Source organism: Variovorax sp. EBFNA2 (genome assembly GCF_033802765.1).
Lineage (GTDB): Bacteria > Pseudomonadota > Gammaproteobacteria > Burkholderiales > Burkholderiaceae_C > Variovorax > Variovorax paradoxus_H.
On the sequence record NZ_CP138496.1, the window covers coordinates 4,377,470 to 4,390,571 of the forward strand.

Genomic DNA, 13,102 nt, shown 5'->3' on the forward strand with positions numbered 1-13,102 from the left:
CGCTCTTTCTCACCTGTCGATTTCGCCGAACACGATGTCCATCGTGCCGATCACCGCGACAGCGTCGGCGATCATGTGGCCGCGCGACATTTCGTCGAGGGCAGCGAGGTGCGGGAAGCCCGGGGCGCGGATCTTCAGGCGGTACGGCTTGTTGGCGCCGTCGCTCACGAGATAGATGCCGAACTCGCCCTTGGGGTGCTCGACGGCGGCATACGCTTCGCCTTCGGGCACGTGGAAGCCTTCGGTGAAGAGCTTGAAATGGTGGATCAGCTCCTCCATGTTCGCCTTCATCGATTCGCGCGCGGGCGCGGCGACCTTGTGGTTGTCGGTGATGACCGGGCCCGGATTCACACGCAGCCATGCCGAGCACTGCTGGATGATCTTGTTGGCCTGGCGCATTTCTTCCACGCGCACAAGGTAGCGGTCGTAGCAGTCGCCGGTCTTGCCGACGGGCACGTCGAACAGCATCTGGTCGTAGACGTCGTAGGGCTGCTTCTTGCGCAGATCCCATTCGACGCCCGAGCCACGCAGCATCGGGCCGGTGAAGCCGAGGTTCAGCGCGCGCTCCGGCGTGACCACGCCGATGCCCACGGTGCGCTGCTTCCAGATGCGGTTGTCGGTGAGCAGCGTTTCGTACTCGTCGACCATCTTCGGGAAGCGCTTGCAGAAGTCGTCGATGAAGTCGAGCAGCGAACCCTGGCGGTTCTCGTTCAGACGTTCGATCGCCTTCGCGTTCTTGATCTTGCTGACCTTGTACTGCGGCATCGAATCCGGCAGGTCGCGGTAGACACCGCCCGGACGGAAGTACGCTGCGTGCATGCGCGCGCCGGACACGGCTTCGTACATGTCGAACAGGTCTTCACGCTCGCGGAAGCAGTAGATGAGCATGTTCATCGCACCGCAGTCCAGACCGTGCGCACCGAGCCACAGCAGGTGGTTCAGCAGGCGGGTGATCTCGGCGAACATCACGCGGATGTACTGCGCGCGGATCGGCACGTCCAGGCCCATCATCCGCTCGATAGCGAGGCAGTAGGCGTGCTCGTTGGACATCATCGACACGTAGTCGAGGCGGTCCATGTAGGGCAGCGACTGGATGAAGGTGCGCGATTCGGCGAGCTTCTCGGTTGCGCGATGCAGCAGGCCGATGTGGGGGTCGGCACGCTGGATCACTTCGCCGTCCAGCTCGAGCACCAGGCGCAGCACGCCGTGTGCTGCGGGGTGCTGGGGACCGAAGTTGAGTGTGTAATTCTTGATTTCGGCCATATCTGTCAGTGCAAACCGCCGCCGTAGTTGTCTTCGCGGATCACGCGCGGCGTGATTTCGCGCGGCTCGATCGAGACCGGCTGGTAGACCACACGCTTCTGCTCTTCGTCATAGCGCATTTCGACGTGACCCGACACCGGGAAGTCCTTGCGGAACGGGTGGCCGATGAAGCCGTAGTCGGTCAGGATGCGACGCAGGTCGTCGTGGCCGTCGAACACGATGCCGTACAGGTCGAAGGCTTCGCGTTCGAACCACGTGGCGGCACTCCAGACGGGCTGAAGCGAGTCGACGACGGGCAGGTCTTCATTCGGCGCGAACACCTTGAGGCGCACGCGCTGGTTGAGGCTCACGGAGAGCAGGTGCGAGACGACGCAGTAGCGCTCGCCCTGCCACTCGCCTTCGCGGTAGTCGGAGTAGTCCATGCCGCAGAGGTCGATCAGCTGCTCGAAGCGGCAGCCGGGCGCATCGCGCAGCAGCAATGCCGCATCGATGTAGTCGGCGGCGCTGACCACAACGGTCACCTCTTCGAGCGCGAGCGTCACGCTCTTGGCCTTGGCGCCGAGGGTCTCGGCGATGGTGGCGCGCAGCACCTCCGGCGAAATTGCAAAGTCAGTCATCGTCGGCAATCTCTCAAGCGCGGGCAATGGTATTGGTGCGGCGAATTTTCTGCTGCAGCTGAATCACGCCGTACAACAGCGCTTCAGCGGTGGGCGGGCAACCCGGCACATAGACGTCGACCGGCACGATGCGGTCGCAGCCACGCACCACGGAATAGCTGTAGTGGTAATAGCCTCCGCCGTTCGCGCAGGAGCCCATCGAGAGCACCCAGCGCGGCTCGGGCATCTGGTCATAGACCTTGCGCAGCGCCGGCGCCATCTTGTTGCACAGCGTGCCGGCCACGATCATCAGATCGGACTGACGCGGGCTGGGGCGGAACAACATGCCGAAACGATCGATGTCGTAGCGGGCAGCGCCCGCGTGCATCATTTCGACCGCACAGCATGCGAGGCCGAACGTCATCGGCCAGAGAGATCCGGTCTTCGCCCAGTTCACGACCGAGTCGTAGGTCGTGGTGACGAAGCCTTCTTTGAGAACGCCTTCAATGGCCATCGTGTTGCTTCCTTGTCATTCCCAGTCGAGCGCGCCTTTTTTCCACTCGTAGACAAAGCCCACGACGAGGATGGCGAGAAAGATCATCATGGCCCAGAAGCCAACAGCGCCGATTTCCTTGAGCGCAATGGCCCACGGAAAGAGAAAGGCAATTTCGAGATCGAAGAGGATGAAGAGAATCGCGACGAGGTAATAGCGCACGTCGAACTTCATGCGCGCATCCTCGAAGGCTTCGAAGCCGCACTCGTAAGGCGCGTTCTTCGCAGCATTGGGCCGATTGGGCCCAAGGATGTATCCGATGACTTGCGGGGCGACGCCTACGCCGACCCCGACCAGAATGAACAAAAGGACGGGAAGGTAGGAATCGAGGTTCATCGAGAAATTTTCACCGCTTGCCACCGACAGAAGAGCCTCTGGATAGAGATCTTCTGCCGGTGAGATTTGGTGCGGTCGGCGAGACTCGAACTCGCACAGCTTTCGCCACTACCCCCTCAAGATAGCGTGTCTACCAATTTCACCACGACCGCGGTTTTAAACTGTCCAGATGGCATGAGGTGCCGTTGAGGCATTTGGCTTTCTGAACAGATTTAGAGTTTACCCTGAAATGAAGCCGTTTCTCACAGACGGCTGCATGAAAACAACCTGATTACTTGGCCGGAATCTGGCCGGTGCCCGAAACAGGAGCCGCAGGCGCCGAAGCAGCCTTGGCAGGCGCTGCTGCAGAGGGGATTTCACCCGCAGCGCCCGTCGCAGGAGCAGCCGGTGCAGCAGGCGTGCCCACGGCGGCGCGCTCCAGCAGGCTGCCACCGCCCGCAGGACGTGCGTGACTGAAGTAAGCCAGCAACAGCGTGCAAGCAAAGAACACCGCAGCCAGCACGGCCGTCGTGCGCGAAAGGAAGTTGGCACTGCCGCTGGCACCGAACAGGCTGCCCGCACTGCCGCTGCCGAAGGCCGCACCCATGTCGGCGCCCTTGCCGTGCTGGATCAGGATCAGGCCGATCATTGCCAGCGCCGACAGCATTTGCACGCCGACCAGAAGATTGAGGACCACGTTCATTCGTTCTTACTCCTAAGTGATGGCTGCCGTTGCCGCGATCAGCGTGCAGCGGCAGAAATGATCTGCAAAAAGTCGGGCGCCTTCAGCGAGGCGCCACCGATGAGGCCGCCGTCGATGTCGGCCTGCGCCAGCAGTTCGGCGGCGTTCGCCGCGTTCATGCTGCCGCCGTACAGAATCTTGATGCCCGCGGCATGCTCGCTCGCCGCATGGTGCAGTTGCGCACGCAGCACGGCGTGCACCGCCTGCGCCTGCTCCGGCGAAGCCGTCTTGCCCGTGCCGATGGCCCAGACCGGCTCATAGGCCACGACGATCTCGCTGATGCAGTGGCCGTTCAGATGAATCACCGCCGCCAGCTGACGCTTGACGACCTCTTCCGTCTGCCCTGCTTCGCGCTGTGCCAGCGTCTCGCCGACACAGACGATCGGCGTGATGCCGTTCGCCAGCGCCGCCGCCGTCTTGGCCGCCACCACGTCGTCGGTTTCGCCGTGGTACTGGCGACGCTCCGAATGGCCGACGATGGCATAGCGCACGCCGAAGTCCTTCAGCATCGCCGCCGATTGCTCACCGGTGAACGCACCTTGCGGGTGGGCCGAGATGTCCTGCGCACCGAGCGCCAGCGACGGCGTGTCCGCCAGCAGCGATTGCAGCTGGGCAAAGTACGGCGCAGGCGCACACAGTGCGACACCGCACGCCGCCGGGCTGACAGCCAGCCCTTGCTGCAGGGCCTTCACCAGCGCCTCGTTGGCGGCCAGGCCGCCATTCATCTTCCAGTTGCCGGCAATCAGTTTCTTGAAGGTTGTCATCGCGTTGTTTGTCTCACCAAGTCAGCACGATCTTGCCGATGTGCTGGTTCGATTCCATCAGGGTGTGCGCCTGGGCTGCGCCGCTGGGCTCACCCGCTGCAGCGTAGGTGCTGTGAATCACGGGCTTGACCGCGCCGCTTTCGAGCAGCGGCCAGACCTTCTCGCGCAGCGCCTTGGCGATGGCGCCCTTGAACGCCACCGGCCGCGGACGCAGCGTCGAGCCGGTGATCGTGAGCCGCCGACGCAGCACGAGGCCCGCGTTGATCTCGCTCTTCACACCGCCCTGCACCGCAATGATCACGAGCCGGCCGTCTTCGGCCAGGCATTCGATCTCGCGTGCCACATAGTCGCCCGCCACCATGTCGAGCACCACGTCCACGCCCTTGCCGCCGGTGAGCTGCTTCGCCGCTTCGACGAAATCGCTTGTGCGGTAGTTGATCGCGTGGTCGGCGCCGAGTTTCAGGCAGGCTTCGCACTTGTCGTCGCTGCCGGCCGTGACGATCACGGTCGCGCCGAGCGCCCTGGCGATCTGGATCGCCGTGACGCCGATGCCGCTCGAGCCGCCCTGGATCAGCAGGGTCTCGCCCTTCTGCAGCCGGCCGCGCTCGAACACATTGCTCCAGACGGTGAAGAAGGTTTCAGGCAGCGAGGCCGCCTCGATATCGCTCCAGCCCTTGGGCACCGGCAGGCACTGCGCCACAGGCGCCACGCACAGCTCGGCATAGCCGCCACCAGCCACCAGCGCGCACACGCGGTCGCCGACCTTGAAGCCCGCATCAGCCAGCGCCTTGGCGTCGCCCGACACGATCTCGCCGGCCACCTCAAGGCCCGGCAGATCGGAAGCGCCGGGCGGCACGGGGTAATGCCCCATCCGCTGCAGCACGTCCGGACGATTGACGCCGCTGGCCGCCACGCGGATCAGGAGCTCGCCCTCGCCGGCGACCGGGTCGGGACGCACAGCGACGCGCAGCACCTCGGGGGCGCCGTACGAAGTGATCTCAATGGCTTTCATGGGGTCTCCGAGACTCGGATGCCCGCACGGGGGCGGGCATCAATGGCTGTCCACGAGAGGCGACGGCACCAGGCCGTCGCGCCTCACTGCTTACTCCTGCGGTTCGCGCGGGGCTTGCTGCTGCGACTCGCCAGCGGGCTGCTGTTGCTGCTCGCCGCGGGGCTGTTGCTGCTGGTCGTTGAAGCGCGGTGCGCGCTCGCCACGATCACCACCACGGTCGCCGCCGCGATCGCCACGGTCCGAACGCTCACGGCGGTCGCCACCACGGTCACCGCGATCGCCACGGTCTTCACGCGGCGGGCGCTCGCTGTATTCCATGCCGGCCGGACGCTCGGTCAGGGCCTTCATGGACAGCTTGACGCGGCCCTTTTCGTCCGTCTCGAGAACCTTGACCTTCACGATCTGGCCTTCGCTCAGATAGTCGGTCACCTTCTCGACGCGCTCGTGCGCGATCTGGCTGATGTGCAGCAGGCCGTCCTTGCCGGGCAGCAGGTTGATGAGCGCGCCGAAGTCCAGGATCTTGGTGACCGGGCCTTCGTAGACCTTGCCGATTTCGACTTCAGCGGTGATCTGCTCGATGCGGCGCTTGGCGAACTCTGCCTTTTCCGGATCGGTCGAGGCGATGGTGATGGTGCCGTCTTCGTCGATGTTGATCGTCGTGCCGGTTTCTTCCTGCAGGCCACGGATGACCGAGCCGCCCTTGCCGATCACGTCGCGGATCTTCTCGGGATTGATCTTCAGCGTGGTCAGGCGCGGCGCGAAGCTGGAGACTTCGGCCTTGGCCTCGCCCATCGCTTCTTGCATCTTGCCCAGGATGTGCATGCGCGCTTCCTTGGCTTGCGCCAGTGCGACCTGCATGATTTCCTTGGTGATGCCCTGGATCTTGATGTCCATCTGCAGCGCGGTGATGCCGTTGGTCGTGCCGGCCACCTTGAAGTCCATGTCGCCCAGGTGATCTTCATCGCCCAGGATGTCGGTCAGCACTGCGAAGCGGTTGTCTTCCTTGATCAGGCCCATGGCGATACCGGCCACGTGCGCCTTCATGGGCACGCCGGCGTCCATCATCGAGAGGCAGCCGCCGCAGACCGAAGCCATCGACGAGGAGCCGTTCGATTCGGTGATTTCCGACACCACGCGAATGGTGTACGGGAATTCCTCCTTGGTCGGCAGCACGGCGACGAGCGCGCGCTTGGCCAGGCGGCCGTGGCCGATTTCGCGGCGCTTGGTCGAGCCCATGCGGCCCACTTCACCGGTGGCAAAGGGAGGCATGTTGTAGTGGAACAGGAAGCGGTCTTCGTACTCGCCGGCCAGCGCGTCAATGCGCTGTGCGTCGCGTTCGGTGCCCAGCGTGGTGATGACCAGCGCCTGCGTTTCACCGCGCGTGAACAGCGCCGAGCCGTGGGTGCGGGGCAGCACCGAGTTGCGGATCTCGATGGGACGCACGGTGCGCGTGTCGCGGCCGTCGATGCGGGGCTCACCCGACAGGATCTGGCTGCGAACGATCTTCGATTCGATCGAGAACAGCAGGTCGTTGACCTTGCCGGCGTCGAAAGGCTCGCCGCCTTCCTTCAGCGATGCCATCACGCTGGCATTGGCTTCGCGCAGTGCTTGCGTGCGGGCTTGCTTGCTGCGAATTTGATAGACAGCGCGCAGCTTTTCTTCGGCCAGGCCCTTGACCTTGGCGACGAAGGCTTCGTCTTCGGCAGGTGCCTGCCAGTCCCACACCGGCTTGCCGGCGTCGCGCACGAGGTCATGGATCGCGTTGATCGCGATGTTGGCTTGTTCGTGGCCGAACACCACGCCGCCGAGCATGATTTCTTCGCTCAGTTGCTGGGCTTCGGATTCGACCATCAGCACGGCAGCTTGCGTGCCGGCGACGACGAGGTCCATCTGCGAATCCTTGCGGGCCGTCTGACCCGGATTCAGCACGTACTGGCCGTTGATGTAGCCCACGCGGGCGGCACCGATCGGGCCGCTGAACGGGATGCCGGAGATCGACAGCGCGGCGCTCACGCCGATCATGGCGGCGATGTCGGCGTCGACTTCAGGGTTGAGCGACACGGTGTGGATCACCACGTGCACTTCGTTCAGGAAACCTTCGGGGAACAGCGGGCGGATCGGGCGGTCGATCAGGCGGCTCGTCAGCGTTTCGTGCTCGCTGGGCTTGGCTTCGCGCTTGAAGAAGCTGCCGGGGATCTTGCCCGCAGCGTAGGTCTTCTCGATGTAATCGACGGTCAGCGGGAAGAAGTCTTGGCCGGGCTTGGCGGACTTGGAGGCGACCACAGTGGCCAGAATCACGGTGCCGTCGATGTCGACCAGCACGGCGCCATTGGCCTGACGGGCGACTTCGCCCGTTTCCATGACGACGGTCTTGTCGCCCCATTGGAAGGACTTGGTGATTTTGTTGAAGAGGCTCATTATTGCTCCTATTTTGATAGCGAATCACACAGGATTCGCAAGGGTCGGAGGCTGCTCAGAACACGATGCCATTCCAGCGAAGCTCGGGGCGAACTTCATTGGAATGACACAGCTTCGCTCTGTTGGGCACTCCGAAAGTGGATCGCGAAGTAAAAAACGCCTGAGCTAGCGGACTAACCCAGGCGTTTTTTCATGCGATTCGAATTACTTGCGCAGACCCAGCTTGGCGATCAGCGCGGTGTAACGCTCGGCGTCCTTGGACTTGAGGTAGTCGAGGAGCTTGCGACGGCGGCTGACCATGCGCAGCAGGCCGCGACGACCGTGGTGGTCCTTGGCGTGCGTCTTGAAGTGGGGGGTCAGCTCGTTGATACGGGCGGTCAGCAGTGCGACTTGCACTTCAGGGCTGCCGGTGTCGTTGGCTGCACGGGCGTTGTCTTTGACAACTTCGGCCTTGATGGAGGCTGCGATCATGTTGAATTTCCTTGTTCCGGGATGTTTGACTTGCGGTGAGCACTGGAACTGCCCTCACCGTGCGCCTTGCGGCATGCAAAGCTTTGGGAGTATACATCGGCCGGCTTGACCGCTCCTTCCCGCCGCCTTCCGTCGAGCGAAACCAGCCCCACGGCCCCCAGCACGCAGGCGGCGCCGGCGATCTGGGCCCACCCCACCGCTTCCCCCAGCCACCACGCGGCCAGGACCAGGGCCGACACCGGCATCAGCGCCGTGAACAGCGCCGCCTCGGCGCCCCGCAGCCGGGCGGCGCCCGCGTACCAGAGCAGGAAGCCGGCCACCGTCGGCACCAGCGCGTAGTAGGCCACCCCGGCCAGCGCCTCGGCCGGCACCGGCTGGAGCCACGCGCGCTCCAGCAGCGCCGGAACCACGGACAGCAGCAGCCCCAGTGCGACCATCGCCGTCGACTGCACGAGCGGCGCCAGCGGCACGCGCAGCCGCTTGTGGAGCAGGATGAAGAGCGACTCGAGCGCCACCGCGCCCAGCACCAGCAGGTTGCCGAGCAACGCGGTCGGCATGCGCTCGCCGCCCTCCCCACCCGGACGCAGCGTGATCGCCAGCACGCCCAGGCTCGCGAGCACGATCCCGCCGATCAGATAGCGCCCCGGTCGCTCGCGCAGCGCCAGCACAGCGACCAGCGCGGCCATGGCCGGCAGCGTGCCGGTCACCACGCCCGCGTCGGCGGCGGGCGCCCAGCGCACGCCCAGAATCAGCAGCACCGTGTAGCCGACGCTGCCCGCCGCCGCCTGGCACAGCAGCAGCACGGCGTCGTGGCGATCGGGCCGCGGCCACCGCACGCGCATGAACCACATGAGCGCCGCAAAGACGGGCAGCGCCAGCCCAAAGCGCAGCGCGGTCGCCGTGAACGGCGGCAGGCCACTCGCAATGAGCTTGCTCGCGACCACCGTGCTGCCGACCGTGACCATCGCAAGCGCGCACAGCCACATTCCCTTGCTTCGTTCCGACATGTTTCTTCGCCTTCCGATTGCGTTGGCAACCACAAAGGCGCGAGCGTCTCCCGCCGGGGCATCGGCGGTCTTGAACGAAATTGCAGGAAGGGGACGACTCAGCCGCAGCGCGCGGCCGCATACGCCCCGGGCGTGAAGCCCAGGAAGCGCACGAAGGCCCGCGTCATGTGGCTCTGGTCAGCGAAGCCCGCGTCGACTGCGGCATCGGCCAGCGCCCTGCCCTGCGCGATCAGCCGGCGAGCGTGCGACAACCGGCACTGCTGCAGCCAGGCGTGCGGCGGCAGTCCGAAGGCAGCTGAAAAGCCGCGCAGCAACTGGTAGCGGCTCAGGCCCGCCTCACGCGCCAGTTCGGCGAGCGTGGGCGCATGGATGCAGTCGTCGGCGATACGAGCCCGTGCGCGCTCCATCGCTGCCGGCGCCACACGCTGCGATGACTCAGGAGCCCGCGCGCCAGGCGCATCGCGCAGCAGCTGCAGCACGCCCTGCTCCAGCGCCAGCGCGTCATCCCCTTCGACGACGGCCGTGAACAATCGATCAAAGCCCAGCCGCAGCGCCGGATCGCTCAACACGGGCCGCGTCAGCTCGAACCCCAGCGGAACGCCATCCGACAGCAGCGCAGGCGACAGATGCAGCATCCGCCAGGCCCGCGCTTCACCGCGCATCGCGACGCCGTCGTGCACCTCGCCCGGGTTCACCGTGATGACGTCGCCCCGCACCGCTTCGACCGCACCCCGTCCGCTGGCCGAGCGCTGCCCGCCGCGGTCCATCACGCCGATGCCGAACACGTCGTGCATGTGGCGCGGAAAGCTGCGGTTCGATTCGGCCGCGATCGCCTGCAGGCCCGGCAGCGCCGATCCGCGGATGCGCACGGCATCGACGGGCGTGGACCTCGACGCCATGCCCAAAAACCTCAGCCCTGCTGCTTCGCCAGCCAGCCGCGCAGCCGCTCGACGCCCTGCACCAGCCGCTGCGGGTCTTTCGACGCGAAGCACCAGCGCAGCCAGCCCTGCGCCTCGGGCGCGAAGGCGTTGCCCGGTGCGAGCCCCAGGCCCGCTTCGGCGACGAGGCGCTTGGCGAGCTCGAGCGAATCGCCAAAACCTTCGAGCCGGAAGAAGGCATACATGCCGCCCTTGGCCGGCGCCACCTGCACGCCCGGCAAGGCCGCCAGCAGCGGCACCAGCGTGTCGCGGCACTGCTTCAGGTGTGCGACCACACGCGGCGTAATGTCGGCCGTGTGCTCAAGCGCCGCGATGGCGGCGCGTTGCGTGAACACGCTGGCGCACGAGGTGTTGAACTCGATCAGCTTGCCGATGCCGTCGACCATCGCCGGCGGCAGCACCAGCCATCCGAGGCGCCAGCCGGTCATGAGGAAGCTCTTCGAGAAACTGTGCGTCACGACCAGGCGGTCATCCGGCGTCGAGATATCGAGGAAGCTCGGCGCACAGCCATTCGGCGTGGGCTCGAAGTACAGGCGCTCGTACACCTCGTCGGCCAGGATCCAGGTGCCGGTCTCGCGGCAATGGTCGAGCACGGCCTGCTGCTCGTCGCGCGTCATCGTCCAGCCCGTGGGGTTGTTCGGTGCGTTGACGATCAGCAGCTTCGTCTTCGGCGTGACCGCCGCGCGCAAGGCGGGCAGGTCGAGCGTCCACTGTCCGTTCACCGGCACCAGCGACACGGTGCGCACCTGCGCGCCCATGATCGCCGGCTGCGCCGTGAGGTTGGGCCACACGGGCGTGACGGCGACCACGTCGTCGCCCGCATCGACCAGCGCCTGCACCGCGAGCATGAGCGCGCTCACGCCGCCCGAAGTGACGGCGATGCGCGAGGCCTCGACCGCCGGATGCAGGCGGCTGGTGTAGCGCGCAATGGCTTCGCGCAGCTCGGGCAGGCCGAGGTTGTGCGCGTAGAAGGTTTCGCCGCGCTGCAGCGACTCGATGGCCGCCTGGCGGATCACCTCGGGAGTGACCTCGTCGCTCTCGCCGAACCAGAAGGCGAGCACGTCGTCGCGGCCCATGCCGGCATTGGCGACTTCGCGGATCTTCGAGGCTTCGAGGTGGTGGATGGCTTCACGCATGTCTGGGAGTTCCTGTGCTGTCGGGTGTCGTTCGCTCAAAGGCCATTCAAGGGCGCTTCATCTTGCAAGAGGTCGGCTGCTCGGCGCGCTCGGGCGCGATCGTCTTGATCACGCGGAACCCGTAGCCCGAGCCCTCGACGTCGAACTGCACGCCGGGCTTGCCCTGCTTGTCCATCACGCCGACGACGAGCGGCTGCTGGAACTGATGGTCCGCCGCGCGCATGCGGCCGCGCTGGCCGTACAGGCTCACGTCGGCCTGCTCCAGCGCACGCGCCAGCGGCACGGCCTCGGTGCTGCCCGCGCGTTCTAGCGCCTGCGCGAGCGACTCGACCAGCAACTGCATGCGCATGTGCACGTAGTCGTCCGCCGGCCGCGGAAAGCGCGTGCGAAAGGCCCGGTAGAAGGCTTCGGACTGCGGCGTCTGCACGTTCGGCAGCCAGTCGGCCACGGCGACCACGCGGCCGATGCCCGCGTCGCCGATGGCGGCGGGCGCGCCCAGTGCGTTGCCGTAGAAGGTGTAGAAGGTGCCGTTGAAACCGGCTTCGCGCGCGGCCTTCACGAGCAGCGTGAGGTCGTTGCCCCAGTTGCCGGTGACCACCGCCTGCGCGCCGCTGGCGAGGATCTTGGTGGCGTAGGGCGCGAAGTCCTTCACCTTGCCCATGGGGTGCAGCTCGTCGCCGACGATCTCCACGTCGGGGCGCTGTGCGCCGAGCTGGCGGCGCGATTCGCGCAGCACGGTCTGGCCGAAGCTGTAGTCCTGGCCGATCAGGTAGACGCGCTTGAGCGCCGCGTCGTCTTTCACCACGTCCATCAGCGCGGCCACGCGCATGTCGGCATGGGCGTCGAAGCGGAAGTGCCAGAAGCTGCAGCGCTCGTTGGTCAGCACCGGATCGACGGCCGAGTAGTTCAGGAAGATCACGCGCCGCGACGGGTCGCGTTCGTTGTTCTTGTCGATGGCATCGATCAGCGCCGCCGCCGTCACCGACGAGTTGCCCTGCAGCACGATGCGGGTGCCGTCGTCCATGGCCGCGCGCAGTGCCGACAGCGCTTCTTCGTTCTGGCCCTTGCTGTCGTAGCGGTCGAGCTGCAGCGGTCGTGCGCCGCCGGGCAGCTTCACGCCGCCGCGTGCGTTCACGCGCTCCACGGCCCACAGCAGGTTGCGAAACACGGCCTCGCCGGTGTTGGCAAACGGGCCGCTCATGCTCTCGATGAGCGCCAGCCGGATGGGGGCGGGTGGCGGGGCCTGGGCAAGGCCGGCGAACGGGGTCGCGCATAGCGCCGCCGCTGCGAATTTCAAGGCCTGGCGGCGCCAAATAAAGGGGGATTTCATTGTCTTGAAACGCGTGCCGATGCGCCTAGATGAGGTGTCAAGCGGCACTCACGATGGAAAGGCCGCGCAGTGTAAGGGACACACATTCCATGTCCCCGTTGTGTTCATTCATCCAGGAGTTTCAGCCATGTTCTTCACCCCCACCCTGCGCACCGCGCATTTCGCTCCCCGTGCCCACGACCGTGCTTTCGAGCGCTTCGTGAACGAGGCTTTCGCCGGCGCCCGCCGCTCGCCCCTGGTCGAGCAGGACGACAAGAGCTGGACCCTGTCGCTCGACGTGCCCGGCCTGTCGCGTGACGACCTGTCGGTGGCCATCGAAGGCGCCGTGGTTCGCGTCGAAAGCAAGGCCGAAGCCAAGCGCCAGATCAAGCTCGCCTACGAGCTGCCGCAAGCCATCGACCTGGCCACCAGCGACGCCAAGCTGGAGAACGGCGTGCTGACCCTGAAGCTCGGCAAGCTGGTGCCGGCAAGCCAGGTTTCGAACTTGCAGATCAACTAGTCCGAGCGATGCCCCCACGAAGAAAATGTTAGTGACAGCTTGTTTTGACTTTAAACAA

At 65.6% G+C, this 13,102-nt stretch carries 14 protein-coding genes and 1 tRNA gene; 1 reads left to right on the top strand and 14 read right to left on the bottom strand.

What is annotated here, in order from left to right; translation table 11 throughout:
• Positions 1–9: 9 nt before the first annotated feature.
• From RZE79_RS20615 to RZE79_RS20680, 14 genes are all read right to left on the bottom strand, one after another.
• Positions 10–1,263, bottom strand: a complete 1,254-nt coding sequence (locus tag RZE79_RS20615; RefSeq protein WP_099791021.1) for an NADH-quinone oxidoreductase subunit D — start codon at positions 1,261–1,263, stop codon at positions 10–12.
• A 5-nt stretch (positions 1,264–1,268) separates the two neighbouring features.
• On the bottom strand, positions 1,269–1,880 hold the full coding sequence (locus tag RZE79_RS20620; protein ID WP_319356468.1) for an NADH-quinone oxidoreductase subunit C: 612 nt from the start codon (positions 1,878–1,880) through the stop codon (positions 1,269–1,271).
• Between the two features lie 13 nt (positions 1,881–1,893).
• Positions 1,894–2,373, bottom strand: coding sequence for an NADH-quinone oxidoreductase subunit B family protein (locus RZE79_RS20625; protein WP_007837763.1), 480 nt, complete (start codon positions 2,371–2,373; stop codon positions 1,894–1,896).
• 15 nt (positions 2,374–2,388) lie between these two features.
• On the bottom strand, positions 2,389–2,748 hold the full coding sequence (locus tag RZE79_RS20630) for an NADH-quinone oxidoreductase subunit A (RefSeq protein ID WP_099791025.1): 360 nt from the start codon (positions 2,746–2,748) through the stop codon (positions 2,389–2,391).
• A 67-nt stretch (positions 2,749–2,815) separates the two neighbouring features.
• Positions 2,816–2,900 (bottom strand) — tRNA-Leu (locus RZE79_RS20635).
• A gap of 119 nt (positions 2,901–3,019) precedes the next feature.
• Complete coding sequence (gene secG / locus RZE79_RS20640) at positions 3,020–3,430, bottom strand: preprotein translocase subunit SecG (RefSeq protein ID WP_153283057.1); 411 nt, start codon at positions 3,428–3,430, stop codon at positions 3,020–3,022.
• Between the two features lie 38 nt (positions 3,431–3,468).
• Complete coding sequence (tpiA, locus tag RZE79_RS20645) at positions 3,469–4,233, bottom strand: triose-phosphate isomerase (RefSeq protein ID WP_319356482.1); 765 nt, start codon at positions 4,231–4,233, stop codon at positions 3,469–3,471.
• A gap of 13 nt (positions 4,234–4,246) precedes the next feature.
• Positions 4,247–5,245: an NAD(P)H-quinone oxidoreductase gene (locus RZE79_RS20650; RefSeq protein WP_319356484.1), complete on the bottom strand. Its 999-nt coding sequence runs from the start codon at positions 5,243–5,245 to the stop codon at positions 4,247–4,249.
• A 90-nt stretch (positions 5,246–5,335) separates the two neighbouring features.
• A complete protein-coding gene (pnp, locus tag RZE79_RS20655) occupies positions 5,336–7,663 on the bottom strand; it encodes a polyribonucleotide nucleotidyltransferase (RefSeq protein WP_319356486.1) in 2,328 nt (775 codons plus the stop codon).
• Positions 7,664–7,867: 204 nt separating this feature from the next.
• Positions 7,868–8,134 carry a 30S ribosomal protein S15 gene (rpsO, locus tag RZE79_RS20660; protein WP_056579564.1) on the bottom strand — a complete coding sequence of 89 codons (267 nt, stop codon included), beginning with the start codon at positions 8,132–8,134 and terminating at the stop codon, positions 7,868–7,870.
• Positions 8,131–9,141, bottom strand: coding sequence for a DMT family transporter (locus RZE79_RS20665; RefSeq protein ID WP_319356490.1), 1,011 nt, complete (start codon positions 9,139–9,141; stop codon positions 8,131–8,133). Before RZE79_RS20665 ends, rpsO begins: the two co-directional genes overlap by 4 nt.
• 98 nt (positions 9,142–9,239) lie before the next feature.
• Complete coding sequence (locus RZE79_RS20670; protein WP_319356492.1) at positions 9,240–10,040, bottom strand: AraC family transcriptional regulator; 801 nt, start codon at positions 10,038–10,040, stop codon at positions 9,240–9,242.
• 11 nt (positions 10,041–10,051) lie between these two features.
• Positions 10,052–11,215, bottom strand: a complete 1,164-nt coding sequence (locus RZE79_RS20675; RefSeq protein ID WP_319356494.1) for a pyridoxal phosphate-dependent aminotransferase — start codon at positions 11,213–11,215, stop codon at positions 10,052–10,054.
• A gap of 46 nt (positions 11,216–11,261) precedes the next feature.
• Positions 11,262–12,545 (bottom strand): branched-chain amino acid ABC transporter substrate-binding protein, encoded by a 1,284-nt coding sequence (locus RZE79_RS20680; RefSeq protein ID WP_319356497.1) that lies wholly within the window; start codon positions 12,543–12,545, stop codon positions 11,262–11,264.
• Between the two features lie 127 nt (positions 12,546–12,672).
• Between RZE79_RS20680 and RZE79_RS20685 the strand changes: the two genes are divergently transcribed.
• A complete protein-coding gene (locus RZE79_RS20685; RefSeq protein WP_319356499.1) occupies positions 12,673–13,044 on the top strand; it encodes an Hsp20/alpha crystallin family protein in 372 nt (123 codons plus the stop codon).
• Positions 13,045–13,102 lie beyond the last annotated feature (58 nt).

Excerpts from the sequence above, each read along its gene's own strand:
- RZE79_RS20625 (WP_007837763.1), bottom strand. The coding sequence starts at position 2,373 with ATGGCCATTGAAGGCGTTCTCAAAGAAGGCTTCGTCACCACGACCTAC.
- RZE79_RS20620 (WP_319356468.1), bottom strand. The coding sequence starts at position 1,880 with ATGACTGACTTTGCAATTTCGCCGGAGGTGCTGCGCGCCACCATCGCC.
- tpiA (WP_319356482.1), bottom strand. The coding sequence starts at position 4,233 with ATGACAACCTTCAAGAAACTGATTGCCGGCAACTGGAAGATGAATGGC.
- RZE79_RS20685 (WP_319356499.1), top strand. The coding sequence starts at position 12,673 with ATGTTCTTCACCCCCACCCTGCGCACCGCGCATTTCGCTCCCCGTGCC.
- RZE79_RS20615 (WP_099791021.1), bottom strand. The coding sequence starts at position 1,263 with ATGGCCGAAATCAAGAATTACACACTCAACTTCGGTCCCCAGCACCCC.
- RZE79_RS20680 (WP_319356497.1), bottom strand. The coding sequence starts at position 12,545 with ATGAAATCCCCCTTTATTTGGCGCCGCCAGGCCTTGAAATTCGCAGCG.
- RZE79_RS20630 (WP_099791025.1), bottom strand. The coding sequence starts at position 2,748 with ATGAACCTCGATTCCTACCTTCCCGTCCTTTTGTTCATTCTGGTCGGG.
- pnp (WP_319356486.1), bottom strand. The coding sequence starts at position 7,663 with ATGAGCCTCTTCAACAAAATCACCAAGTCCTTCCAATGGGGCGACAAG.
- RZE79_RS20675 (WP_319356494.1), bottom strand. The coding sequence starts at position 11,215 with ATGCGTGAAGCCATCCACCACCTCGAAGCCTCGAAGATCCGCGAAGTC.
- secG (WP_153283057.1), bottom strand. The coding sequence starts at position 3,430 with ATGAACGTGGTCCTCAATCTTCTGGTCGGCGTGCAAATGCTGTCGGCG.
- RZE79_RS20650 (WP_319356484.1), bottom strand. The coding sequence starts at position 5,245 with ATGAAAGCCATTGAGATCACTTCGTACGGCGCCCCCGAGGTGCTGCGC.
- RZE79_RS20665 (WP_319356490.1), bottom strand. The coding sequence starts at position 9,141 with ATGTCGGAACGAAGCAAGGGAATGTGGCTGTGCGCGCTTGCGATGGTC.
- RZE79_RS20670 (WP_319356492.1), bottom strand. The coding sequence starts at position 10,040 with ATGGCGTCGAGGTCCACGCCCGTCGATGCCGTGCGCATCCGCGGATCG.
- rpsO (WP_056579564.1), bottom strand. The coding sequence starts at position 8,134 with ATGATCGCAGCCTCCATCAAGGCCGAAGTTGTCAAAGACAACGCCCGT.